The organism is Brevibacillus ruminantium (assembly GCF_023746555.1).
GTDB lineage: Bacteria > Bacillota > Bacilli > Brevibacillales > Brevibacillaceae > Brevibacillus > Brevibacillus ruminantium.
This window is the reverse complement of record NZ_CP098755.1, coordinates 706,990-729,478: the sequence shown is the minus strand read 5'-3', so window position 1 is coordinate 729,478 and position 22,489 is coordinate 706,990. Positions and strand designations below refer to the sequence as shown.

The 22,489-nt window shown below is 46.9% G+C and carries 19 protein-coding genes and 3 pseudogenes; 5 read left to right on the top strand and 17 right to left on the bottom strand.

Annotated features, from left to right (window positions below; genetic code table 11):
- Window positions 1-362 precede the first annotated feature (362 nt).
- The 3 genes and pseudogenes from NDK47_RS03765 to NDK47_RS27780 all read right to left on the bottom strand — a co-directional run.
- Complete coding sequence (locus NDK47_RS03765; RefSeq protein ID WP_251873579.1) at window positions 363-1,517, bottom strand: FAD-dependent monooxygenase; 1,155 nt, start codon at window positions 1,515-1,517, stop codon at window positions 363-365.
- 42 nt (window positions 1,518-1,559) lie between these two features.
- On the bottom strand, window positions 1,560-2,165 hold the full coding sequence (locus NDK47_RS03760) for a TetR/AcrR family transcriptional regulator (RefSeq protein ID WP_251873578.1): 606 nt from the start codon (window positions 2,163-2,165) through the stop codon (window positions 1,560-1,562).
- Between the two features lie 246 nt (window positions 2,166-2,411).
- Window positions 2,412-2,480 (bottom strand): annotated as a pseudogene (locus NDK47_RS27780) (DNA-binding response regulator); the annotation flags it as partial.
- 213 nt (window positions 2,481-2,693) lie between these two features.
- Here NDK47_RS27780 and nagZ point away from each other — a divergent pair.
- On the top strand, window positions 2,694-3,962 hold the full coding sequence (nagZ, locus tag NDK47_RS03750; protein WP_251873577.1) for a beta-N-acetylhexosaminidase: 1,269 nt from the start codon (window positions 2,694-2,696) through the stop codon (window positions 3,960-3,962).
- A 161-nt stretch (window positions 3,963-4,123) separates the two neighbouring features.
- On the opposite strand, the gene NDK47_RS03745 is transcribed toward nagZ, so the two are convergent.
- The 4 genes and pseudogenes from NDK47_RS03745 to NDK47_RS03730 all read right to left on the bottom strand — a co-directional run bounded on the left by NDK47_RS03745 (window position 4,124) and on the right by NDK47_RS03730 (window position 7,735).
- Window positions 4,124-4,990, bottom strand: a complete 867-nt coding sequence (locus tag NDK47_RS03745) for an RNA polymerase sigma-70 factor (RefSeq protein WP_251873576.1) — start codon at window positions 4,988-4,990, stop codon at window positions 4,124-4,126.
- Window positions 4,968-6,266: a protoporphyrinogen/coproporphyrinogen oxidase gene (locus tag NDK47_RS03740; protein WP_251873575.1), complete on the bottom strand. Its 1,299-nt coding sequence runs from the start codon at window positions 6,264-6,266 to the stop codon at window positions 4,968-4,970. The genes NDK47_RS03745 and NDK47_RS03740 overlap by 23 nt, the downstream gene beginning before the upstream one ends.
- A 73-nt stretch (window positions 6,267-6,339) precedes the next feature.
- A pseudogene (locus NDK47_RS03735) lies at window positions 6,340-6,570 on the bottom strand (multicopper oxidase domain-containing protein); the annotation flags it as partial.
- A 64-nt stretch (window positions 6,571-6,634) separates the two neighbouring features.
- Window positions 6,635-7,735: a peptidylprolyl isomerase gene (locus NDK47_RS03730; protein WP_251873574.1), complete on the bottom strand. Its 1,101-nt coding sequence runs from the start codon at window positions 7,733-7,735 to the stop codon at window positions 6,635-6,637.
- Between the two features lie 619 nt (window positions 7,736-8,354).
- Between NDK47_RS03730 and NDK47_RS03725 the strand changes: the two genes are divergently transcribed.
- The 3 genes from NDK47_RS03725 (at window position 8,355) to NDK47_RS03715 (ending at window position 12,071) form a co-directional block, all read left to right on the top strand.
- Window positions 8,355-9,644 carry a helix-turn-helix domain-containing protein gene (locus NDK47_RS03725; RefSeq protein ID WP_251873573.1) on the top strand — a complete coding sequence of 430 codons (1,290 nt, stop codon included), beginning with the start codon at window positions 8,355-8,357 and terminating at the stop codon, window positions 9,642-9,644.
- Between the two features lie 83 nt (window positions 9,645-9,727).
- Window positions 9,728-10,918: an ISL3 family transposase gene (locus NDK47_RS03720; RefSeq protein ID WP_172920624.1), complete on the top strand. Its 1,191-nt coding sequence runs from the start codon at window positions 9,728-9,730 to the stop codon at window positions 10,916-10,918.
- A gap of 979 nt (window positions 10,919-11,897) precedes the next feature.
- The gene (locus tag NDK47_RS03715) at window positions 11,898-12,071 is read left to right on the top strand and encodes an aspartyl-phosphate phosphatase Spo0E family protein (protein ID WP_251873572.1); all 174 of its coding nucleotides are present in this window, start codon (window positions 11,898-11,900) and stop codon (window positions 12,069-12,071) included.
- A gap of 395 nt (window positions 12,072-12,466) precedes the next feature.
- Here NDK47_RS03715 and NDK47_RS03710 read toward each other — a convergent pair whose 3' ends face one another.
- From NDK47_RS03710 to NDK47_RS03700, 3 genes and pseudogenes are all read right to left on the bottom strand, one after another.
- Complete coding sequence (locus tag NDK47_RS03710; protein WP_251873571.1) at window positions 12,467-13,036, bottom strand: YdeI/OmpD-associated family protein; 570 nt, start codon at window positions 13,034-13,036, stop codon at window positions 12,467-12,469.
- 204 nt (window positions 13,037-13,240) lie between these two features.
- Window positions 13,241-13,546 (bottom strand): annotated as a pseudogene (locus NDK47_RS03705) (MFS transporter); the annotation flags it as partial.
- A 65-nt stretch (window positions 13,547-13,611) separates the two neighbouring features.
- Entirely contained in the window at window positions 13,612-14,076 is a 465-nt protein-coding gene (locus tag NDK47_RS03700; RefSeq protein WP_251873570.1) for a VOC family protein, read from the bottom strand.
- 103 nt (window positions 14,077-14,179) lie between these two features.
- Between NDK47_RS03700 and NDK47_RS03695 the strand changes: the two genes are divergently transcribed.
- Entirely contained in the window at window positions 14,180-15,091 is a 912-nt protein-coding gene (locus NDK47_RS03695; protein WP_251875969.1) for a helix-turn-helix transcriptional regulator, read from the top strand.
- Between the two features lie 741 nt (window positions 15,092-15,832).
- Here NDK47_RS03695 and NDK47_RS03690 read toward each other — a convergent pair.
- The 7 genes from NDK47_RS03690 to NDK47_RS03660 form a co-directional block, all read right to left on the bottom strand.
- Window positions 15,833-16,147, bottom strand: a complete 315-nt coding sequence (locus NDK47_RS03690) for an AzlD domain-containing protein (protein ID WP_251873569.1) — start codon at window positions 16,145-16,147, stop codon at window positions 15,833-15,835.
- The gene (locus NDK47_RS03685) at window positions 16,140-16,823 is read right to left on the bottom strand and encodes an AzlC family ABC transporter permease (protein WP_251873568.1); all 684 of its coding nucleotides are present in this window, start codon (window positions 16,821-16,823) and stop codon (window positions 16,140-16,142) included. Before NDK47_RS03685 ends, NDK47_RS03690 begins: the two co-directional genes overlap by 8 nt.
- A 93-nt stretch (window positions 16,824-16,916) precedes the next feature.
- On the bottom strand, window positions 16,917-18,401 hold the full coding sequence (gene pdxR / locus NDK47_RS03680; RefSeq protein WP_251873567.1) for a MocR-like pyridoxine biosynthesis transcription factor PdxR: 1,485 nt from the start codon (window positions 18,399-18,401) through the stop codon (window positions 16,917-16,919).
- A gap of 253 nt (window positions 18,402-18,654) precedes the next feature.
- A complete protein-coding gene (locus NDK47_RS03675) occupies window positions 18,655-19,362 on the bottom strand; it encodes an ABC transporter ATP-binding protein (RefSeq protein ID WP_251873566.1) in 708 nt (235 codons plus the stop codon).
- Between the two features lie 17 nt (window positions 19,363-19,379).
- On the bottom strand, window positions 19,380-20,156 hold the full coding sequence (locus tag NDK47_RS03670) for an ABC transporter ATP-binding protein (protein WP_251873565.1): 777 nt from the start codon (window positions 20,154-20,156) through the stop codon (window positions 19,380-19,382).
- A gap of 19 nt (window positions 20,157-20,175) precedes the next feature.
- On the bottom strand, window positions 20,176-21,447 hold the full coding sequence (locus NDK47_RS03665; protein WP_251873564.1) for a branched-chain amino acid ABC transporter permease: 1,272 nt from the start codon (window positions 21,445-21,447) through the stop codon (window positions 20,176-20,178).
- Window positions 21,448-21,461: 14 nt separating this feature from the next.
- A complete protein-coding gene (locus NDK47_RS03660; protein WP_251875967.1) occupies window positions 21,462-22,409 on the bottom strand; it encodes a branched-chain amino acid ABC transporter permease in 948 nt (315 codons plus the stop codon).
- Window positions 22,410-22,489: the final 80 nt, after the last annotated feature.

Sequence of the window (22,489 nt, the reverse complement as noted above, 5' to 3'; positions counted from 1 at the left end):
TCCCTGCTCAGCTCCGTACTCCGCCCTGCAGGATGATTCACTGTCCGCTCCTCAGCGGCTGGCGGGGGTGCGCAAAAGCCGTTTCGCTTCGTGGTTATCCCAAGGTTGCGCCCCTGTTTCCCGCCATCCGCTGCTCCGCTGAGTTGGGCTACACAGTCGCACCGCAGGGAAACATGATTCTTCTCCAAACAATCTGCTACTTCCGCGTTTTTAAAGGGTGAAAGAAAGCGAAAGCCAACGATTCTATCTGAAATCGGAGAAATCGATCGGTTTACTCATGGCCAAGAAATTAGTAGCGTATGCAGGAGTAGATCCAAGTGTATACTCGTCGGGGCCACTGATTCCGTTGCCTCTTATTAAGACTATTCAAGTCTTACTTCATATAGATATTCCAACTGCTTCTCCAAGATCCTTGCCGGAATAGACGGAAACAGAGCATCGCGAAGGGCGGCGGAAACGCGCCCGTCCAGCTGTGCTACCATTCCGATCCGGTTGGACATTCTGGTAATTTTCCCGGTTCGACCGACACGTTCGCGTTCATATCTTTCCAGCGCCACTTTAATGGCAGGATTGTGTTTCAAGTGACTTGCCAGGATGACTGCGTCTTCAATAGACTGTCCGGCTCCTTGTCCCATATTGGGCGTCATGGCATGTGCCGCGTCACCGAGTAAAACGATGCGTCCGAACGCAAAACGGCGAATTGGCGGTAGATAGTAAATATCATGTTGGAGCAATTGACGATCAGAGGTTTGCGTCAGTATTTGAGGTATCGGTTCATGATAACCCTCGAATCTCCTCATCAAGTCCCGTATAGTATCGCTTCTTAATTGAGAATTCGGTGATTTGGCATTCACGCAGGCGAACCAATAGATCCGGTTGTTCGACAAGGGAACCAAACCAAAGCGTCCCCTGCGACCCCATGTTTCTATAAATACATTCGGATCATATTGAAGCAAGTCTGGTTCGGCCTGCACAACCGCCCTCCAACAAGTGTATCCCGCATATTGTGGCTTTGCATTCGGCAGCAAAGCTTCGCGAATGTTGGAGTGAACACCGTCCGCGCCGACCAGTAAATCTCCTTCCTCCGTTGAACCGTCTTCAAACCATACTTTCACTCCGGAGTCATTTTGTTCAAAACGCCTGTAAGTTTTTCCAGTATGAATAATTTGCTCCTGACCTAAAGCGCACAAGAGCAACTCCAGCAGCATTCCACGTTCAATCGTAACATTATCGGGTCCGTACTTGCGGCTAATGGCGGCTGTTTCCGTGCGCTGCAGTATTTTCCCTGCGGGCGTAAGGATGCGAAGCTCTTCTAACAGCTTCCCTGCCCGAAGGACTTGATCGCCGACATCAAGCTTCTGCAATGCTCGAACGGCGTTCGCCCCAATTCCGAGCCCGGCACCTGCGAAACGTACTTCTTTCTTGCTTTCAAACACTTTCACGTTCATCCCGATTTTACGCAAAGCAATGGCTGTACTCAGTCCTCCGATGCCCGCGCCGATAATGATTGCTTTCATCTCAAATACACCACTTTCCGATAAGCTTTGAAATAAAAGAGATCATGAACGGAAACGTTTTCGACCCTCCTCCGATAAGCTGCCTTCCATAATAACCGCGAACACTTGAGGAAACATATCAGCGAAGTTGTACCCCAACCTGTCGATCACCTCCGGATGCTCCAAATGCTGCATCGCCTGAATCAATACGTTCACGATAATGATCGGCGGAATATCGGAACGGAAAAATCCATCCCTCGCCCCCTGTTCGAACATGCCGATGAGGGTTCCCGTTATGATGCTCCTCCGGCGTTCCTCGAGATGTACATATGCTTCCGGGACGGCCCTTCGGAAGTCTTCGACGACCGAGGCGTGCAATTGGCTAAACCGCTTCCTGACACTAAGAATGAACGACTGTACTTTCTCGGTGATATCCATCCTATCGTCGTTGATGATGCTTTGAATTTCCTGCTCGAATGAATTGTAGAAATCGTCGATTACTGCAAACAGCAGTTCTTCCTTACTTGTGAAGTATTTATAAAAGGTCGATTTGCTCATTTTCAGATCGGACGCAATCTGTGCTGTCGAAACTTTGGAGTAGCCGACTGTTGCAAACTGCTGCTGGGCATAATCCAAAATTCGTTTTCTTTTTATACTTTCCCTATCCATCCGTTCCCCTCCGTCAGTACCCATAATACCATTACAGTACTATCAGTATTGTATTTCCTTCAATTTCCTTTTGTCAACCGTGTATCCATCCATGTATCCGTTCGCGCCAATTGAAAATAAAAAAACACTCCCAAAGATCGGGAGTGCTCAAACGATTAGCTTTTCACAATCAATACATCAAGAAAGCACGTCATTTCGGCCATGTTCTACTGTAGTAGAATTATATATTTGCATACTGCTACAGTAGCGAGCTGTTAACATGAGAATGGGTACGTTGGAAACCTTGCGAATGCGTCTGCATACTGACCACCCGTCCTCGTAAAACCTGTTGGTCTTCCACAATCAGTATCGTTTTCGTCATGCTAATGACCTCTCGTCCTCTATCTCTCCAAAGATATTTTTTAGCATGTTATCATGACTCTGAGGTTGTCACAGTATGGGCAGATTTTCCAAAGGGCGTAGACTACCTCCTGTATGTATGAAAAATGGTATGATAAACAAATACATCTAGGCAAGCAGGTGATAAACATGAAGAAGCTGTCTATGCTAGTAGGTTTATGGTCGATGTTAATCATCGGATTTCTATCCGGATGTTCCGGGAACCAACCGACCTCTCCTGCCAATCCATCCCCTCCCGTTCCTGCGCCCGAAGCGAGTTCCGAGCCGCCTCCGAGTCCATCCGCACCTATAGCGGAGAAGGACGCGATTCGTGAAAGAATAGACAAGATGACGCTGGAGGAAAAAATCGGACAGATGATCATTGCCGGTGTACAAGGGACCTCCGCCTCATCCGAGGATGAAAGAATGATTAAGGAACAGCATGTCGGAGGGATTATCTTTTATAAAAATAACCTGTCCGATCCGTCCTCGGTCGTTCGCTTTGCAAACCAGCTCAAGCAATGGAACGAGAGCCATTCTGTCCCACTGCTGCTTACTGTAGATCAGGAAGGCGGGCGAGTCAGTCGTTTGCCTGGGCTTGATCTTCTGCCGACCGCACAGGAAATCGGGCAATGGAACAACCGGGAAGCCGCGGGGGAAATTGGCGCTATCCTTGGAGAAGAGCTTAAGGGAATGGGCTTGAACATGAACTTTGCTCCGGTGCTCGATATTAATAACAACCCGAAGAACCCGGTTATCGGAGACCGCTCTTTTGGATCGACTGCCGAAATCGTATCCTCCATGGGCATAGAAGTTATGAAGAAAATGAAGCAGACCGGAGTCATCCCGGTCGTGAAGCATTTTCCGGGACATGGGGATACCGAGACGGATTCCCATCTGGATTTGCCGGTTATTCATAAGAGCGAGAAGGATTTAACCCAACTGGAGTGGAAGCCTTTCGCCAGTGCCATTGAGGAAGGGGCGGACGCTGTTATGGTGGCTCATATTTTGTTTCCGCAAATCGATGAGCAATATCCTTCTTCCTTATCGCGGGCGGTAGTGACGGGCCAATTACGCGATAAGCTGGGTTTCGAGGGCGTCATCTTGACGGACGACCTGACCATGGGAGCGATTGTGAACCGGTATGGAATCGGGGAGGCATCTGTTCTTTCGGTGCAGGCGGGGACCGATATTGTTCTCATTGCCCATGAATACTCTAATGTGGATAAAGTGATTGCCGCCCTGAAGCAAAGCGTAGCGGATGGCACGCTGTCCGAAGAGAGGATTGACGAAAGCGTCCGGAGAATTCTACAGTTGAAAACCAAGTTCAACCTGGAGGACAAGCCGGTCGATCCCCCTGATTTGACGTTGCTAAATGAACGGATAAGTAAGGCGATAGACACCTATCGAATACAATAGAAAGCTGAACGTCTCAAATCCCCGCACTTTCGGTAGTGCGGGGAAAAAAACCCTTGATCTCTCAAGGGCTTCGTAGACGGTATCTATGGTGGAGCATAGCGGGATCGAACCGCTTTCACTGCCCATGGACTGCACGACGAGCTTTGAACAGGGGCAAATCATTATTGCACATGTCGTAGTTTATCCGGATTTGCTACGGCATAGATCGTTTGGATTTGATTATTTTTAAAAGCAAATGAGTATATATACTGAATTTTTTCATCCGCTTTGACTTGAACCCCCGGCAACCCGTTTACTGTAAGGAACGAATAAGAATACTTCCCTCCATACATTCTGAGTATATTATCATGAAAATTGATGACTTTATCAAAGCCAATGATAGGAATTTGCGCAGCTCTTACTTTGCCTCCGCCGTCTGAATAGAAAACCACATTTTCACTGACTAGCTCAAGCAGTTTGCTCGTATTTCCTTGCATTAAAGAGTTCACAAACTCCTTTATTTGCTCCTCTGCCATCGAGATCGAAGGGGTTTGATCAGGATCGAAATGAATGCTCTTTTTGGCTCGATGATAGATTTGACGGCAATTTGTACTGCTTTTTCCGATCATTTCCGCTACTTCATCATACGAATAATGAAAAATCTCACGGAGCAGGAATACTGCTCTTTCTACAGCGTTTAGTTGCTGCAAAAGCAAAAGGTACGCCGTGGAAATTGATTCGTGTTGTAAATACGCATCTGATGGATCTCCTCCCAGAGCATTATTCTCGATCAGAGGCTCTGGAAGCCATGGTCCAACGTACAGTTCTCGTTTCTTTGCCGACGAACGGAGAAGGTCCAGACACCGGTTCGTAACGATCTTGTATAAAAATGCTCGCTCATTTTTAATTACAGAAGAATCGGACAACTGATCATATGCAAGAAAGGCTTCTTGTACAATGTCTTCTGCATCCATAACACTCCCCAGCATCCGATAGGCTAATGAAAAAAGAGGAGTTTTATACAAATTATACAATTTTTCGATGCTCATAGGGGATTCTCTCCATTTCCTCATGCGAGAGTATATGCTGTACAGCTCTTTTGGCGCTTGCTGTCGCGGCATCGACCAGTAGTTCACCGTGTGAAGCCCACTCTCCTGCTACATATAACCCATTAATTTCCGGGACAGCGGGCCCTGGGTTCTCTTGACGTTTTACATGCATAAAATCATGGCAAACCGTGATCTTTGGAAGGTATTGTTTGACAACTAATTCCTCCCGCCAACCCGGTTGCACCAAATCCAAGGTTTGTTCCAGGTCTTGTAAATCTTTTTCTGAGTTTGTCTCCCTTCCTTGATACTTGATCAAGGATATGACTTGTGCACCATCTTCGCTTAGGTAAGCTGCACGCGATTGATTGGAGAGAAAGACAGTTTGATCGATTCCATATACAAATTGTTGCTTCGGTTGTGGAAGTCGGCGCAAAGCGACATCTAAACAAGCTGCAGTGACTTCAATCGCCTGTTCTTTCCAAGTATGGAGAGCGGTTTCCTCCGCATGGGGCACCAACTGGCAAGCGATCGCAGGCGAAGTTGTGACGATGATATTTCTCGCACTTACTTTCGTTCCGTCTTCACAAAGGACATGTTGTACAATTCCGTTCTGATGTTCGATACGATTGACCTTGTTCTTGGTTAAAAAGTGCACTCCGTATTCAGATGCTTTTTTCCTTAATTCATCGACCAGTGTGCCCCAGCCACGATCTAGATACAAGACACCTTTCATGGAGTTTTGAAGTTGTTTTAAAACTGGGCCGGCAGCTTGTAAGTCAGGAGCCATTACATAACTTGCTGTTCGCAGCAGAGAGTAAAATACATTTCGAACCATGGGATCTTGTAAATTTGTTTCAATCCATTCGCGGAGACTGATTTGATCAAATGGATGAGTATCTAGCTTTCCTAATTTCGCAAACCAAGCAGCTACCTCCATTTTACCTTTCCAGGTTAAGAGGGGGGTGGTGAATAAGGATGTAACTCCCATGGGTAGAGTGCTTAGTTTTCCTTTCCAAATCCCATAGGCATCACGGGAAGGTTGATCTCCTGGCAGATTCAATTCAAATTCACGGAACGTAGCATGAGCATCTCCACAATACAAGGCATGCCCTCCCAGGTTGAAGTACGCTCCATTTTTCTTATTCGTAATCGCTCGACCGCCTAAGCGATCCTGTTTTTCAATGATTACCGCTTGCTTGCCTGCCTTTGCTGCATAGATCGCAGCTGTTAATCCTGCGACTCCCCCGCCGACAATAGCCACATCGTATGTTTCCATTTGAATCATCCCTTTCGTTTTTTGTACCGGTATGACGGGGAGGGGCAGCAGAATGTGACAAGAAAAATTTTTTCTAATCAGGCAAATTTCCAGACCGTGTTCCTACTTCATAAGAAGGAAGCACGTGATCGTACATAAGATGCAAAATCATCCCGGTCGCTGCATGATCCAGGTTATGGCAGTGGTCCATCCACATGCCGGGATTATCCGCGAGAAATGCGACATCATACGACTCACCAGGCATGACGTTTAACGTATCGGTTAGCCAAGGCGTTTTCACTTTCTCACCGTTTTTCTTCAAAACCGGTGGTTGGTACCGCGAAATAAAAATGGAGCCCGACACCGCGTGCCAAGCCCCTCCTTATACATTATTCGTATTTCACAAATTCAATCTTCAAGATTCGCATCGCATCCTTAAGCGGAAGTCCGTTCTCATCCGTATTCTGAGCAGCGATCTTGTCCACTGCTTCCATTCCTTCAAATACTTGTCCGAATACGGTGTGACGGTTATCCAGATATGCGCGGCCGCCAATCTCCTGATACTTCGCTTCCGCATTCAACGGGAGTGCAGACAGATCCAGGTACTGCTGATCTACATTCGGACTTTGTACGATGAAGAAATGGTTGGTATTGGAGTTCGGTCCTTCGTTCCCCATGCTGATCGCCCCTCTGAAGTGGAACAGGTCCCGGTTGAACTCATCTTCAAACGCGCCACCAAAGATCGTCTCGTTTTCCTCCGGCGTTTCTTCTTTGCCGCCGATTTGGATCATGAAATCATTGATCACACGGTGGAACAAACGCTCATTGTAGAAGCCCTTTTTCGAAAGCTCCTTGAAATTTTGGACTGCCTTCGGAGCCTTGTCGGGGAACAGCCTCAGCTTGATCACTCCTGCATCGGTCGTGATGACGCAGATTTCTTCACCCTTGGCCGGCTTTTCGAGCTGGAACAGCTTCACATCCGAGACATCGATTCCGGTATCCTGCCAAACCAGTCCCCACAGCTTCCAATCCGTTGTTTCCTTGCCCAGCTTCGCCAATCCTATGTAATCCGTCTTTTCGATAATCTTATTGTCCTTCGTGTAGCCAAGGTACTTGAATTTGGCAATGGCACGATAGTTGGTGAAAGCACCGTAATCAGCAACCGTATACAGCTTTTCTACCTTCGCTTCTACGACTTTCACTTCCTTGTATTGTGACAGGCCCGCTAGGTATTCCTGCACTGCTGCTCTCGTTTGAGAATCAGCCGCCAGAAACTTTTCCACCTCTTTTGGATTCGCAATATTCTTAACAAACTCCGCAAAAAATTCTTGCACTTCCGCTTGGTCCCCGCCATGTGGACGGAATTGATTCACCTGGATTTCCTTGTTGTAGTCATGGGCCGTTGGTGCAGGCGCCGCTGATACCATCGATGCGCTCATAAGTGGAACGGCAAGGCTGAGAGCAGTTGCGATACGAATTACCTTTTTCATGTTCTTCCTCCTCGTCTGGATATTTGTTGCGTATCTTACTTCCAATTTTTCGCAGTATAAATCCAGTATATATCATTTCCCCCACAGTCATACAATTACTTTTTAAAAATTCTGATTCTTATACTTTTGACACCGCTGACCCTAAATATTTTCCATTTATTTGTGATAAGACTCACCGCGCTGTCTGCAGTGTAGCCGATTCACATACTCTGCTTGCGCCTGAGCAAGTAAACCCTCTACTGCCTGTGCACTTTTTGCCATTGACGTTCATCCTCCAAAATGATTTTCTCATGCAAAAAAGGCTCACTCCATCTGTAACAAGTGGAATAAGCCTTCTAAGTGGGGGCAAGTTTGTAAAGTGTGTACGTTGAACTATGTACAGTGAACGACCCGTCCCCCAGCTTAGTAAACCCAGTAATATATCTTTCCTACACAGAATTCCCTGTCAGGAAGTTTAGTCCAATATCAAACTCTATACTAAACCACCTTCAATGAAATGCTACATTTTCAAAACACTACTCAAATCCGCAATTTACAAAAAAAATGCACAGTGTTAAAATTTGGAAAGAGACGTAAATGGAAATAAAGGAAAGACCGATTTGATTGGAAGGTGAAAGAGATGGAGGAAAGTGTAAGCACTCTTCAATTTACTACCATCGGTGATGTCATAAAAAGATACAGAGAACAGGCTAATCTAAGTATCACACAACTTGCAAACATGTCGGGGGTACACAAGGGGGTTATTTCAAAAATCGAATTAGGGGATACGAAACGACCAGAATTACGAACAATCAAAGCGATAGCGCATGTTCTGGAAATCCCATATCAAGAAATTGTTGAGCACTATATTGATGTAGAAAAACGGGTGGAAGCGTTAAAGGAACTGCTTATGGAGGCCGTAGAATTTTCAAACGAGCCTTTAGTATCAAAAGTAGCTTTGAAACTTCTCGAATCTCCACAAGAAGATACATATAACGCGATAAAACAGCTATATCTTCTGACGGAAAACCTTGCAGATACAGCTTTTAAGTTGATGCTATACAAGATCATCGCAAGATACGCACGAGAGCGAGGGGTTCCTCCATACGTTGCAAAAAGTCTGTTACAAATTTATCTAATTGAGCGACTTGACTTAAAGCAAATGGAGGAGTCTTTCAAAGCTGGCGAGGAAATCTTGCACTACGTCGACTTCTTATCTCAAGAAGAAAGGATTATTTACTATTTCAGAATGGGACTACAAGCTTTTGCGATAAAGAGATACAAGCAGTGTATTGAACTTTGCGAGGCAGGTCTAGCATTGGAGACGACACAAACAGAACTCAAAGCAAGGGCATATTTGGCAATGATCAACTCTTATCTACTAACTGAAAATTATGAAGCTGTAGAAAGTCATTTGGTTTTCTATGAATTACTTGATTATAGTTTTGTTAAAGAATCGGCTAAACTAACAAGAGCTATTGTTAAAGCAAGGAAAAAGGAATACAACATAGCAATCCCCATGTTAAAAAGTTGCCTTGAAGAAATCAGCGAACATGCCCGTATACACGTCATAAATGAATTATTAAGGGTTTATTTCGAAGTAGGAGATACAGAGTTAATCTCCGAACTTCTCACGAAAGAGGAACAATACTTGGTATTTGATGCAAAAACCCCCTATAAACATTCCTCTTTGGGGGAATACTTCAAATATAAAGGTAATTTCTATTTCAATACAGGCAAGTTTGATGAAGGTGTTACGAGCTATTTGAATAGTATGCTAGCATACGGACGGATAAATGATCATGAAGAGATTACCAAATGCATGAGTGATCTTATTGCCTCTTACGTTTCATATGGAAAAGGTATAGATGCGCTATCTACTCAAAAATTAAAACAAGTATATAATGAACTTATTGATTCATCACCATAACCCGTGCTAGACATTGAAAAAACGCAGATGTTCCTCTATCGTGGGAGTTGTCGAGACAACCACTGAAAAGGAGGAAATCTGCGTTGTGCCTTGATTTTAGCACAGACTTTGTCAGACTTCCATCATTCCATCTCACTCATTGGGAAAAAACAACGGAAACGGATTGGATCGCTGTTCTGGAACCGAATTCTGCTTGTTATCTTTGTCCGATCTGTCTCCGAGCCAGTACCAACCATGCCCGTCCTGGACGGCGTATTCTTCGTCATCGTTTCGTTCCTTCTTGGGGGACCGTCTGGGTATCCGTTCCCGTGTATCGCCAGCGCTGTGCGAGTTGTGGGCTTACATGGACAGTGGAATGGAACGGTATCCCGCCTCGAGGATTGGTCACCTCTGCTTTTCAAGAGATGGCGGTGGATATGTGCCGCGGCCGGGATTTGCTCTCGGTTGCCAAGCAATTGAGTGTGGCCTACTCGACACTCGAACGCTGGTACTACCAACTGGCCCCCCAACGCCTTGCTCAACCAAAAGAACATGAAGCTCCTGAAGTGGTCTGTCTGGATGAGTTTGCGTTGCAAAAAGGACATAAGTACGGCGTGAACCTCATGGATGCTCAAACCGGTCATATCTGGCAAGTCACAGAAGGACGTTCACGTGAACAGGTACGAAACGCCCTGCAGCAATGGCCCTTTCGTAAGGCTCCCCATGTAGTTGTCACGGATTTGGCTCCAGGAATGGCTGAAACAGTACGCCAAGTCTGGAAGCATACCCTTGTGGTAGCAGATAAATTTCACGTGATCCAGCTTTTCTCGAAAGCGTTGGAAGCTACCCGAAAACGCACTCATGCTCGTGGAACACATCGTCGGGGCAGACATGAGCAACGCCTGCTCCATACGATCCCTGACAAGCTGAAGCCCGAAGAGCTTCAGGAACTGAAGAATTGGTTAGCAGAAGATCCACACCTCAAACGACTCTACTTTGCGCTTCAAGACATAAGAACCGTGTATGCCGTTCAAACCCAAGAGGCAGGCGAGGAAGCACTTCAGAAATGGATTGACGACCATCTCTATTCTCCGACTCCTGCGGTTCGTTCCATTGCCAAAACGATTGTCCAGTGGCGAGAGCCCATTCAGAATTATTTCTCCTTTCGGGTAACGAATGCCAAGATTGAAGGGACACACAACAAAGTGAAGGTGATCAAACGAAGAGCCTACGGCTACCGCAATCTAGAGAGATTCAAGATTCGCATTAGACTGGAGTGTAAACCGGCTACATAACTACGAAAAACTGCGATAGAGGGAGATCAAGCACGTTTTACGGTGAAGAGCTAACTTATTACCTAATAGGAAGAAAGTGGGTGTGATTAATGAAAAGAAAAATTTTCATGATTTTAACGGTATTTACGATGGTTTTATCTGTAAACTTAGCATCTAGCAACCTTGCCGATTCCAACAAAAAAGTCTCTCCGAAAACAACTGTTATCCCATACGTGTATGACCCAGGCTATTAATGCAGAACTATAAAACTTCCTCAAGGACGCTCAATGAGCGTTCTTTTTGTTTTTTATGTAGATTCAAGTCGAATTATGTAAAACTTCTCAAGGCGTCATTTTTGCTATGGGGGTGTGCGACAGCCTTTACAATAATTACATAGAGTAGAAAAAATAACAAAGGGGTGAATCAATGGCAGATCAGTATCCAGATGACATTTTCTATTTCTCTAATGCTTTTAATATCCCCCAGAAAGGCAACCCTGGAAGAAAGGCGTTCATCAATCGGCCAAGATCACAGGAACGCCATCTAAAAGGGACAATCAAATCAATTTCGTGAACTACTCTCCACTTAGGCTAACGCCTTGAAGTGGGAGCTTCTCAAATCCACGACGAAAGTAACCTTTCGTCTCCTCGAGCGTTACTTCGGGTAGTCCCTACCCTAGATGTCCGACGTTTCGGAGTTCTTTTGTTACCTTGGATATTTTACGCATGGAAGGATAAGCTTGGTTTTCGCATTTTGTTTCTCCATGCAACCCCATATATCCAGTTATCAAAGAACATCATAAGTAGATTTTACCAAAGTGTCGGACAACTGAACAGGCAAAAGCCTGTCCTTGTCCGAAGTCGATTCATCCCCCACTTACAACCAAACGCTGTAAGGTTTTAGAAGTGGAGACTTCTCGACCTATAAGTTAAAAAATAAACAAAGACAGAAATGATCAATCCGTATAAGGAGCCAATATTTTACTAGGAAGGGTATTGTATTGGAAGAGGAAAAACTTAAACTGACTATAGAACAGTTGCGACAACAATTATGCCAAATGGTAAAAGAAAAGGGCTTCTCCGATCCTTCCGTAGTAGCCTTAAGCCAAGAACTGGACATCTACATTGTTGAGTATCAGAAAAGACATACAGAAGTGAAAACATGGAATATGTAACATCAAATAAGTAGGGCTTGCTGAACCAATGTGAAGTTTACAAGGAGATCATGGATATTATTCTACGATTCCCCACGTCTTTTCATTGTTCAGGAAGCCTATTTACACGATTATCTATTTAGTTTGCCAAGCCTGCTTATGTAGTACTCATCAAGTACAATCTCCTGCCTAATCTTGTGTACCCTCACTTGTGGTACGGTTCAGCTTAACGGGTCTAACGGCGAAAAGTGTAAAAGTGGCCGTACAGAATCCAATATGGCCGAGGTCAGCCTACGCAATTATGTATAAAGCATCGTCATATCTTGATCATTCCCTCAGCATCAACAATAGTAGACACTCACATAGAACGTGTGGCCACTGGTGACCTGCCTAGATAATAGAACTGACAAGGCATCTTAATAATCCAGTAGACGTCCATAATCATTCCATTGACCGTACATTTTGTTTTCTCTCGTGTTGGTTATGAATTTGTCCAATCTGCTCTTAAATAATTCCGGTTGATTTTTTAGGCTTTGTATCGTGTCGATCCGAACTCTTTTATACAGATCCGGAAATGCCTTGAAATTCTCATATATTTGCTTTTCCTCTTTCAGCCTTTGCTCTATAACGGGATCGATTCGAAAAGAGTCGTAATCCATATCAGGAAGAATCTTTCTTCCTTCGTCTGTCATCAACCCCAACTTTTCGAGGCGGCGGACACGTTCTTTATTCAATTCGGTCCATGAGCTTTTTTTGCCTCGAGGGGACAGCCTCTGTGCCAGATCTGTTTCAGATATTTTCTTCTTGACTCCATCGATCCATCCAAAGCACAAAGCTTCCTCGACCGCATCCAAATATAAGAGCATATCCGATTTGGGCGTCATACTAACTAAGACCCAACAAGATTTTTCAATCTTACTATTTTCCTGTAGCCAAAACCTCAACTCTCCTCTGGACTTTACAGGAATTAAATTATCGATTTCCATATTTAGAAATATTTCCTCTCTACATTTATCATATATCCGTCAGTTCATGCTTGCTTTGTCAGCATGTGATTTGGAAATTGATGCTTTTATCATGGTCAGTATGAAAGCAAGCGACAAAAGCATAATACCGCTCCAGATAAGCTGATGCGCGCCCAACTGGGAAATAAACAAGCCGCCGATCCATGTCCCTACAGTGATGCCATTCCGGAAAGCCAGCATAACTTCGAACCTGGTCGTATAAGCATACACCAAATTAGAGATAGCAAACATCAGGATAGCGGATAGTAAGATCGCTTTTCGATTCATGCCGGAAGCGAGTAATGTTAGGAATGGGCCTGAAATGGCAACGATTAAAGCAAATGCACTCACAAGGTACCCGGCCTCCGAGGGTGATATATGAAACTTTTGAGTGACTTGGGGAAGAACTCCGATCATGCCCATTTCAGTTGTTATGATGCCAAATATACCTAAAGCCAGAAAAAAGATTAGCGAAAAATAGCTATTTTTCATAAATCGTGCCTCCATCGGTATATAAAAAAACGGCCTTCAGTTGGAAGACCACTTTTCAGAATGAGTTACTGTTTGTTGGATATTACGTTATCAAGAAACTGATCTGCGTCGCTATTGAATTTCCAGTTGACCCCAAATTTATCAACCAGCGTTCCAAAGCACGAAGACCAAGGATAATTGGATAACGACATGGTGACATAGCCACCAAGGGACAAACTATTAAAGTATTGTTCCAGTTTTTGCTTATCATCGATGACTAGGCTAATCAGAATATTATTCCCTTTCACCAGCTCACCTGTTACCGCCTTCATTGAAGGCAAAATGTCCGACATCATGATTTTCCCGCCTGCGAATTCTATGGAAGACTCCATGACCATATTTAACTCATTTTCCGGCATTGGGTAGTTTGGATCTTGTGGGATATCCCCAAATTTCACTATTTTTACCTCAAGTGCGCTTAAAGCCTCCGAATAAAATTCAATCGCTTGTTCTGCAATTCCATCAAAGTTTAAATAGGCAATAGCTGACATAAAGCATAACCTCCTTCTTGTTATAAATGGAGTATAATTTATAAGAGGTGACAGCTGTATGTCACCGTTTCATAATGAAGTAGAAAAAAAAAGAGGGGAACCGATGGAAAAGGTTGAGAGGCTAATCTCTATCATTATGATATTGCTGAAGAAAGATGTTGTTTCTACCAAAGAATTCGCGCAATTATTTAGCGTTTCCAAAAGAACGATTCTTCGCGATATGGAAACCTTGAGTTTATCAAACATCCCGATCTATTCGGTCATTGGAATTCATGGCGGCTACGGCATTATGGATGAATACAAGGTGGATAAACGTCTTTTAAACAGCTCCGACTTAGAGAATATATTGACTGCGCTCGGCGGATTGGAACAAATTCTAATTAGTGAAGAAGTTGAAATAACGATCAAAAAAATAGAAGCCATGGTTAGCCCATTGGCTCCGAAAGGTTCCATTCAATTATCTTTTTATGATTGGGAGGGGCGGTCTGAGATTCGTCAAACCTTGAAGACATGTCAGGAAGCCATCTTAAAGCGAAGAGTAGTTTCATTTGATTATATAGATAAAAATGGCACTGCGACGAAAAGAACTGTAGAGCCCTATCAGCTTCATTTTAGCGAGACGAGTTGGTACCTGAAAGGATTCTGCTTACATCGCATGAGATATAGAACGTTCAAATTATCTCGGATCGATCATCTTAATATGAATGAACAAACGTTTAGCCCTAGAAATGATTTGTTGGAACAAGAGCAGGAAGCAAGTTTTCAACCGGAACTAGTCGCAGTCAAGGCGTTGATTTCGCCTGGCATAAAAGATCAATTCATTGAAAGGTACGGTCGAAAGAGTATTGAAAAATACAGTTCAGAATATTTTTTAGCTACCATCTATGTTCCGCAAAACAGTATTGGCTTTCAATTTTTAGCGAGTTTCGGGACAAATCTGGAAATAGTAGAGCCGAAAACCTATATTGAAGAATTTCGAGATTATTTACTTAAAATAGTGAATAAATATTCCTAAAAGGTCTCTTTTAACATTAAAAGTTGGCGGGACCCTTTACCCCCAACAATAATAAATAACAGGCGATTCGTTTGAAGGATTTCGAACAAATTGGAGAACCAGCACCTTTATGGAATTGACACGCCTAGTCTTTAACCTGTTCAATCTCCTGCGAATCCGCCTTCTACTTCGTTTGTCCGATATATCACCTCTATTATTTATATGTGATGCGGTTCTCGTATTAGCTTGCTTATGTAGTAACTGTCTAGCACAATCTCGTGTCTAATATTTTTTACTATCACTTGTGGTACGGTTCCCCGCGCTTGATCTTAAACAAATCTGCCTTTAGTTGAATATGAACCATCATTGCTTTCACCCGCAATTTTTTGAAAATCTCCCGTTTCATGAAGAAGCATGTTTCCCTGCGTTGCGACTGTGGAGCCCTGCCCAGCGGAAGGGGGATTCGCGGGAAAAAGGAGCGTAGCCTTGGGATGACCTCGGAGCGTTACTGCTTTTACGTCTCCCCCGCGAATCCCCCTGGAGCGGACAGTACATGCTTCCTCGCGGGCGGAGTACGGAGCTGAGCAGGGAAACCATGCTTCTTCTCGCCAGAGCACCGATTTCAAAGGTTTACATCCCCTCAAATACTAGGCGCAAATCAAAACGTATACATGCTGCCTTACAAAATGAAAAAACGAAGCTGCCACGAACAAGGGGCAGTTCCGTCACCCCCGCTGGGCATCTTCGCTTTTTTGCTTTCTATCATCCACCCAGATAGCGCCAGATGATCAACGCCCCGACACCGGCGAGCAGCGCCCAGACAATCTGCTTTCTCCACAAACCGACGGAGAGTGCAACTACCCCGGCAGCCAAAAATTCGGGACTCCACTGACCGTTTTTTGTATGAAAGAGAATCGGCGGTACCGTCAAGGAACTGAACACCCCGACTGGCACCATCGCCAGTCCTCTTTTCAGCCAATCGGGAACCGACCAGCGGGAGCTGATCAACAGCATTGGAAAGCGTGTCAAATACGTGATCAGTGCCATCAGTATAATAATGAGGATGATGTTATCCATCCCGCTTCACCGCCCCAATCATCACCGCAACCAGAGTTCCCGCAATCACTCCGGCAGTTCCGCCGCCGAGCCAGTAAGCAAGACACGCCGCCACCGATGCAGCTAGCCCTACCTTCACGTGAAAAGACGAGAGGAGATTGACCGCCAGGAAGCCTAAAAATGTAGCAATAAAGGCAAAATCAAGACCAAACGCTTCCGTCTGGGTAAAGACAGTGCCAAACCACGCGCCCGCCAGTGTACTTACGTTCCAGATCACGTAATCCACAATCCCGGCACCTGCAAAAAACGGCAGACTCGGTTTATTGCCAGAGGTGAGATATGTCACCTTCAAGGCGTACGTCTCGTCATTCAGCCCGGCTCCCATCAGCGAGAGCTTCCACGGAGGTGTTTGGCGAAAATACGGCCCCAGCGAAAGCCCGTACAAAAGATGGCGGGCGTTTAACAACGCGGTAGAGACCAAGATCGGCCAGCCCACGATCCCCTGCGAAATCAAACCGACGGCAGCAAATTGGGAGGAACCCGCGTTTACCAGCAGGGATAGCAGCATGGCCTCTGTAATGCCAAGACCGGCTTGTCTGGCCAGAATGCCGAAAACCAGCCCGTCTACGATTCCGGCCGATGCGACGGGAATAATTTGTTTCATCCCTTGCAGAAAAGACAATTTTGACGAATTCAAGCAATTCCCCCTCCTGGCACACTCCCACTCTATAATTGTCTCTACTTTCTGTCAATAATGAGGTGCAGGAAGACAACTTCTATCGAAGCCTCTTCAAAGATAAGCGGCCTTCGGTCCAGGCAAATAGGGTTCCCATGTCTCTTTTAACAGGTGAATTCCTGCTGCAATCTCTTCCGTAGACAAACCGCCAAATCCAAACTGAAAAACAGGGGCTTGGCCCGGTGGATAGGCCATCCATTTTGGCGTGGCCGGATAGACGCGAATTCCTGCTGACCGCGCCACACGGGCCAACTCCTCCGCCGTCAGCAAAGAGGCCACTTCTACAGTCATCGACAAGCCCGCATTATGGCCCATCACCCGGATGCGCTCTCCAAACTGTTCATGCAAACTGCTCAGCATAGCTTGATGCTTCTTGCTGTAGAGCGTCCGCATTTTGCGAATATGCCGTTCCCATTCACCGTTTTTCATGAACAGAGCCAGTGTCTCTTGATGTATGCGCGAACAGGATTGATCAAACTCCCGGAGTCTCTCCTGATAGCGCCGCAGCAGTTCAGGCGGCAGCACCATATAGCTGATCCGTATTGAGGGCAGAAGCGATTTGGAGAAGGTCCCCAGATAAATGACCCGTCCCGCCTGATCCATCCCCTGCAGAGAGGGAATCGGTTTTGTCTGATACCGAAACTCGCCATCATAATCGTCCTCGATGAGGTACGCCCCTGTCCGGGCTGCCCATTGCAGCAGTCTGGATCGCTTTGCGTAGGGCATCACCGCCCCGAGCGGCTCCTGATGGGAAGGAGTAACATAAACCAGCGGTGCTCGGCTGGCTTCGAGCACTTCCACCTGGATGCCATCCTCATCCAGCGGGATCGGGATGACCTGGTAGCCGTTTTGCACAAAAACACTTCGCACGCCGTTGTAGCCCGGCTCCTCCATGGCGATGCTTTGACTCTCCCGGCCAAACAACCAGCACAGCAACTGAATCAAAAGCTGTGTCCCCGCTCCAATCACAACCGCATCGGCATGAGCATGTACCCCACGCGCCTTTTGCAAATAGCTCGCGATCTGCTCCCGTAAAACCAGCTCGCCCTGCGGGTCACCGTAGTAGAGAATCTCCCTGTTTTCCCGCTGCAAGCACTGATTGCTGTAACGACGCCAGATCTCATAGGGAAAATGATCAGCGTCGACCCGCGCATGGTGAAAATCGTAGAGAACTCTTGCCGTGTTTTCCTTCTCGACTGACTGCCTCTTCACCTTTTCCTGGCCATCACTGTTTTTGATTGGTTCCAGCCACGGGAAATCCCTCGAAATGCCCGCCGCCTCGCCGATCTCCTCCTCCCACTCCACCACATAAAAACCGCTTCTCTCCCGGCTTTCGATATAACCTTCTGCCAGGAGCTGATGGTAGGCCGTTTCCACTGTGGTTTTGCTCAGATGCAGGTTACGGCTCAAAGCACGAACAGACGGCAGGCGGGTGCCCGGCGGGATACGCCTGCTCCGGATTTCTTCCCGAAAATACTGGTAAAGCTGCGCGTACAACATGCCAGTGCTGTCTTTCATCCAGTTGGGGTGTATCTCCATCTTGCCCTCCTGTTGACCTGATACTTTCAGGTAAAATCCTCGAAATGAGAAGGTCAGTATTCTTAGAAACATCGTAGCAAATGAAAACGTTTTTGTGGAGCACCCTCAACATGAAAAGACCGATGGATCACGCCATCGGCCTTTTCTATCCGTTCTATTTATGAACCCCATTCTATACTTTCCATACTTTCTATCATTCTATACGCTTACTTCTATATGTCCACCGAACGTCCACCGTTTCGTATCTGTCAGCCTACGCCAGATAAGCTTCCCGCACCTGAGGATTTGCCAGGAGATCTTGCGCATCGTCCTTCAGAATAATTTCACCTGTCTGAATGACGTAACCGCGATTCGCCACCGATAGCGCCTGGTTTGCGTTTTGCTCAACCAGCAGGATCGTCATTCCTTCCCGGTTCAGCTCTGTGACAATATCAAAAATTTGTTCCACCAGAATCGGCGCCAAGCCCATGGACGGCTCATCCAGCATCAGAATTTTGGGCTTCATCATCAGTCCGCGTGCGATCGCCAGCATCTGCTGCTCACCGCCGGACATCGTCCCGCCTTTTTGATCAATCCGCTCTTTCAGCCGCGGGAAGTAGCGAAACGCCCGCTCGATGCCCTCTTCGATAATCTGCTTGTCTTTTACAGAAAACGCACCCATCTCCAGATTCTCACGCACGGTCAGTTTGGGGAAAATCCGGCGGCCTTCCGGCACATGGGCAATTCCCAGCAGTGCGATGTCATGCGTCCGCATCTGGGTAATATCTTTCCCGTCAAACGTGATGCGGCCTTCTCGGGCACGCGTCTGTCCACAGATGGTTTTCAAGGTAGTCGACTTCCCGGCCCCGTTGGAGCCGATCAGCGTAACCACTTCGCCCTCATTGACTTCAATGCTCATGCCTTTCAACGCGTGGATACCGCCGTAATAGGTGTGAATGTTTTGCAATTCAAGCAACGGCATGTTTTTTCCTCCCCCTCTTACGACACTTCCGTCGCGCTTTTCCCCAGGTAAGCCTCAATCACGTTCGGATTATTGCGGATCTGTTCCGGCGTACCCTCGGCAATCTTGCGTCCATAGTCCAGTACGTGAATGTATTCGCTCAGCCCCATGACCAGCTTCATGTCATGCTCGATCAGAATAATCGTCAAACCCAGCTCACTCTTCAGCTTGCGGATAAAATCGGTCATCTCGATCGTCTCGCGCGGGTTCATCCCGGCAGCCGGTTCGTCGAGCAGTATAATCTTTGGATTGGTGGCCAGCGCGCGGGCGATCTCCAGGCGCCGCTGCAAACCGTACGGCAGACTCCCGGCCGCTTCATTGGCGACATCCGCGATGCCGACGTATTCCATCAATTGATACGCTTCCACCTTTGCACGCTCTTCCTCTTCCCGGACACGCTTGGTATTGAACATGATGCCCAAGATTCCCGCCGACAGCCTGCTGTGAGTACCCACCATCACATTTTCCAGGGCCGACATCTGCTTGAACAGACGAATATTTTGAAAGGTACGCGTAATCCCCCGCTCCGCAATCTGGTCAGGGCGCAGTCCCTTGATGCTTTTTCCATCGAGCAGGACGTCTCCCTCATCCGGCTCGTAGAAACCCGTCACCATATTGAAGAAGGTGGTTTTGCCCGCACCGTTGGGACCGATGACAGCCGTAATGCTTCCCTCTTCAATTTTTACCGTTACATCCTGATTGGCAACCAGACCGCCGAAGCGCTTGGTCAACCCGTTGGCTTCCAATAATGCCATAGTGCTCCCTCCTTCTTCGCTACGACTCTTTCCCCTGGAGCTTGCTTAAAATGCCAAGCTTTCCTCCGGAGTATTTGCTGCCTCTGATCGCATCCAGATCGTTCTTCTTCCGCTTGGCCGGTATCAGCCCGTTCGGCCTGTACAGAGCGACGAGGATCAGCATGACCCCGAAGATCAGGCGTTGGAATTTGGACGGGTCCAACTGGTTTGGCAGATTAATGATCCCTGATTGCTGCAGCGAATGCAGGAAGTTGGAGAACTCCTTCAAAAGCTGTACCTGAAGCACGGTGACGAAGGCCGCCCCCAGAATAACACCGGGGATGCTTCCACTGCCCCCGAGAATAACCATGACGAGAATCCCGATCGACTCCATCAGTGTAAACGACGTCGGGTCGATAAAGGTCTGCTTGGCTGCAAAGATGACGCCCACCACACCGGCGAAGGATGCTCCGGTGGCAAAAGCAGCCAGCTTGGTATTGAGCAGGGAAATCCCCATCGATTGCGCAGCCAGCTCGTCTTCGCGCACCGCCACCCAGGCGCGGCCCAGACGGGAGTGTTCAAAGCGGATATTGGCGATGACGATGAAAATAATCACGAACAAGACAATAAAATAGAAGTAGAACGGCGTGCTCATTTTGATCCCGAACAGCTCCGGCTGCGGGATCGGTGTAATCCCCTGCGGTCCGTTCGTAATGTTGATCGGCTTATCCAGGTTGTTGAAGATAATCCGAATAATCTCACCAAAGCCAAGCGTAACGATGGCCAGATAGTCTCCCTTCACCCGAAGAACCGGCAAGCCCAGCAATATTCCGAATATCGCGGCCACTATCAAGCCGACGATGAGAAATGGCCAGAACCAGTCACCCGTGAGCGGGAAAAGCTCGCCTGGAATAAACTGATTGGCCTGGGACGTGGAGAAAATCGCGTAGGCATAGGCACCCGCTGCAAAGAACGCCACATACCCCAAGTCAAGCAGACCGGCAAAACCTACTACGATGTTCAGCCCGAGCGCCATTGCCACGTAGATGCCCACCTGCGAGGCTACCTCCATGTAATAGCGGTTGTCTCCTGCGACCAGCGGGATAATCAACAGCAGCACAGCAGCACCCAGAATCATTCGAACCATTTTGCTGGAATTGGTGTAGTAAATCAAGATGATCGAGAACAAAATCCCGAGGAAGGCAATGACGGACTTGTCCAGAAAATGCAAGGCTGATGCAAAGCCAACGATCCAGATCAAGGTAAAAATGAGCGGAATTCCTTTGATCGATTTCCATCCGATGTTTGCCATGTCTCTCACCTCACCTACACTTTCTCTTTCACGGCTTCGCCAAACAGTCCCTCAGGCTTGAAGAGAAGCACGAGAATCAAAATGCTGAATGCAAAAACGTCTTTGTACTCGGCACCAAAAGCGCCTCCTGTCAGTGGACCCATATACGCGCCGGACAAAGATTCCAAAAGTCCGAGCAGCACGCCGCCCACCATCGCGCCGCGAAGGTTTCCGATCCCTCCGAGAACCGCTGCTGTAAAGGCTTTCAAGCCGAGGATAAAACCAATATAAGGGTCGATCGTCCCGTAGTTTTGTGAAAACAGCACACCTGTGGCTCCGCCCAGGCTGGAACCGATCAAGAAGGTCAGCATGATCACCTTGTCCACGTTGATCGTCATCAGGGATGCTGTGGACTGATCCTGTGCAACCGCACGCATGGCTATCCCCCATTTGGTCTTTCCGATAAACAGGGTCAGCGCGATCATCATGACAATCGCCAGGATAATAACAATAAGTCCTTTGGTTGGAATGGAGGCAAAGCCAAGAGAAACGCTGCCGGAGAAAAGAGCGGGAGTATTCAGATAAAACTCATTGCGGGCGATTGCCTCTGTAAAACGAACCAGGTCTTGCAGCAAAAAGGAAACCCCGATAGCGGAGATCAAGGGGACCAGACGAGGGGCTCCCCGCAGCGGCCGGTACGCAATCCGTTCGATCAAAACGCCTAAACCGCCAGTCAACGCCATCGAGATCACCAGCGTCATGAAAAATGCCACATACGGATTCATTCCTTGGAGCGCGCCCAGTGAGTCGGAGATCAGCAGAACCTCCGTACCGATAAAGGCACCCACCATGAAAATTTCTCCGTGGGCAAAGTTAATAAATTCAAGAATACCGTAAACCATGGTGTAGCCGAGAGCGACGACAGCGTACATGAATCCCAGTGTCAACCCGTCCACTATCACCTGAGGCAAAATGCTTAGCATCATGCTTCCCATCCCTCATTCCTTCGTAAACTTGTGGATATTGCTAATTTTCTGCATTCTGCGAGAAGAAAGGGCTTTCT

Bases quoted from the DNA above. Each gene is read 5' to 3' on its own strand.
- NDK47_RS03765 (WP_251873579.1), bottom strand. From the start codon at position 1,517: ATGAAAGCAATCATTATCGGCGCGGGCATCGGAGGACTGAGTACAGCC.
- NDK47_RS03760 (WP_251873578.1), bottom strand. From the start codon at position 2,165: ATGGATAGGGAAAGTATAAAAAGAAAACGAATTTTGGATTATGCCCAG.
- nagZ (WP_251873577.1), top strand. From the start codon at position 2,694: ATGAAGAAGCTGTCTATGCTAGTAGGTTTATGGTCGATGTTAATCATC.
- NDK47_RS03745 (WP_251873576.1), bottom strand. From the start codon at position 4,990: ATGAGCATCGAAAAATTGTATAATTTGTATAAAACTCCTCTTTTTTCA.
- NDK47_RS03740 (WP_251873575.1), bottom strand. From the start codon at position 6,266: ATGGAAACATACGATGTGGCTATTGTCGGCGGGGGAGTCGCAGGATTA.
- NDK47_RS03730 (WP_251873574.1), bottom strand. From the start codon at position 7,735: ATGAAAAAGGTAATTCGTATCGCAACTGCTCTCAGCCTTGCCGTTCCA.
- NDK47_RS03725 (WP_251873573.1), top strand. From the start codon at position 8,355: ATGGAGGAAAGTGTAAGCACTCTTCAATTTACTACCATCGGTGATGTC.
- NDK47_RS03710 (WP_251873571.1), bottom strand. From the start codon at position 13,036: ATGGAAATCGATAATTTAATTCCTGTAAAGTCCAGAGGAGAGTTGAGG.
- NDK47_RS03700 (WP_251873570.1), bottom strand. From the start codon at position 14,076: ATGTCAGCTATTGCCTATTTAAACTTTGATGGAATTGCAGAACAAGCG.
- NDK47_RS03695 (WP_251875969.1), top strand. From the start codon at position 14,180: ATGGAAAAGGTTGAGAGGCTAATCTCTATCATTATGATATTGCTGAAG.
- NDK47_RS03690 (WP_251873569.1), bottom strand. From the start codon at position 16,147: ATGGATAACATCATCCTCATTATTATACTGATGGCACTGATCACGTAT.
- pdxR (WP_251873567.1), bottom strand. From the start codon at position 18,401: ATGGAGATACACCCCAACTGGATGAAAGACAGCACTGGCATGTTGTAC.
- NDK47_RS03675 (WP_251873566.1), bottom strand. From the start codon at position 19,362: ATGCCGTTGCTTGAATTGCAAAACATTCACACCTATTACGGCGGTATC.
- NDK47_RS03670 (WP_251873565.1), bottom strand. From the start codon at position 20,156: ATGGCATTATTGGAAGCCAACGGGTTGACCAAGCGCTTCGGCGGTCTG.
- NDK47_RS03665 (WP_251873564.1), bottom strand. From the start codon at position 21,447: ATGGCAAACATCGGATGGAAATCGATCAAAGGAATTCCGCTCATTTTT.
- NDK47_RS03660 (WP_251875967.1), bottom strand. From the start codon at position 22,409: ATGCTAAGCATTTTGCCTCAGGTGATAGTGGACGGGTTGACACTGGGA.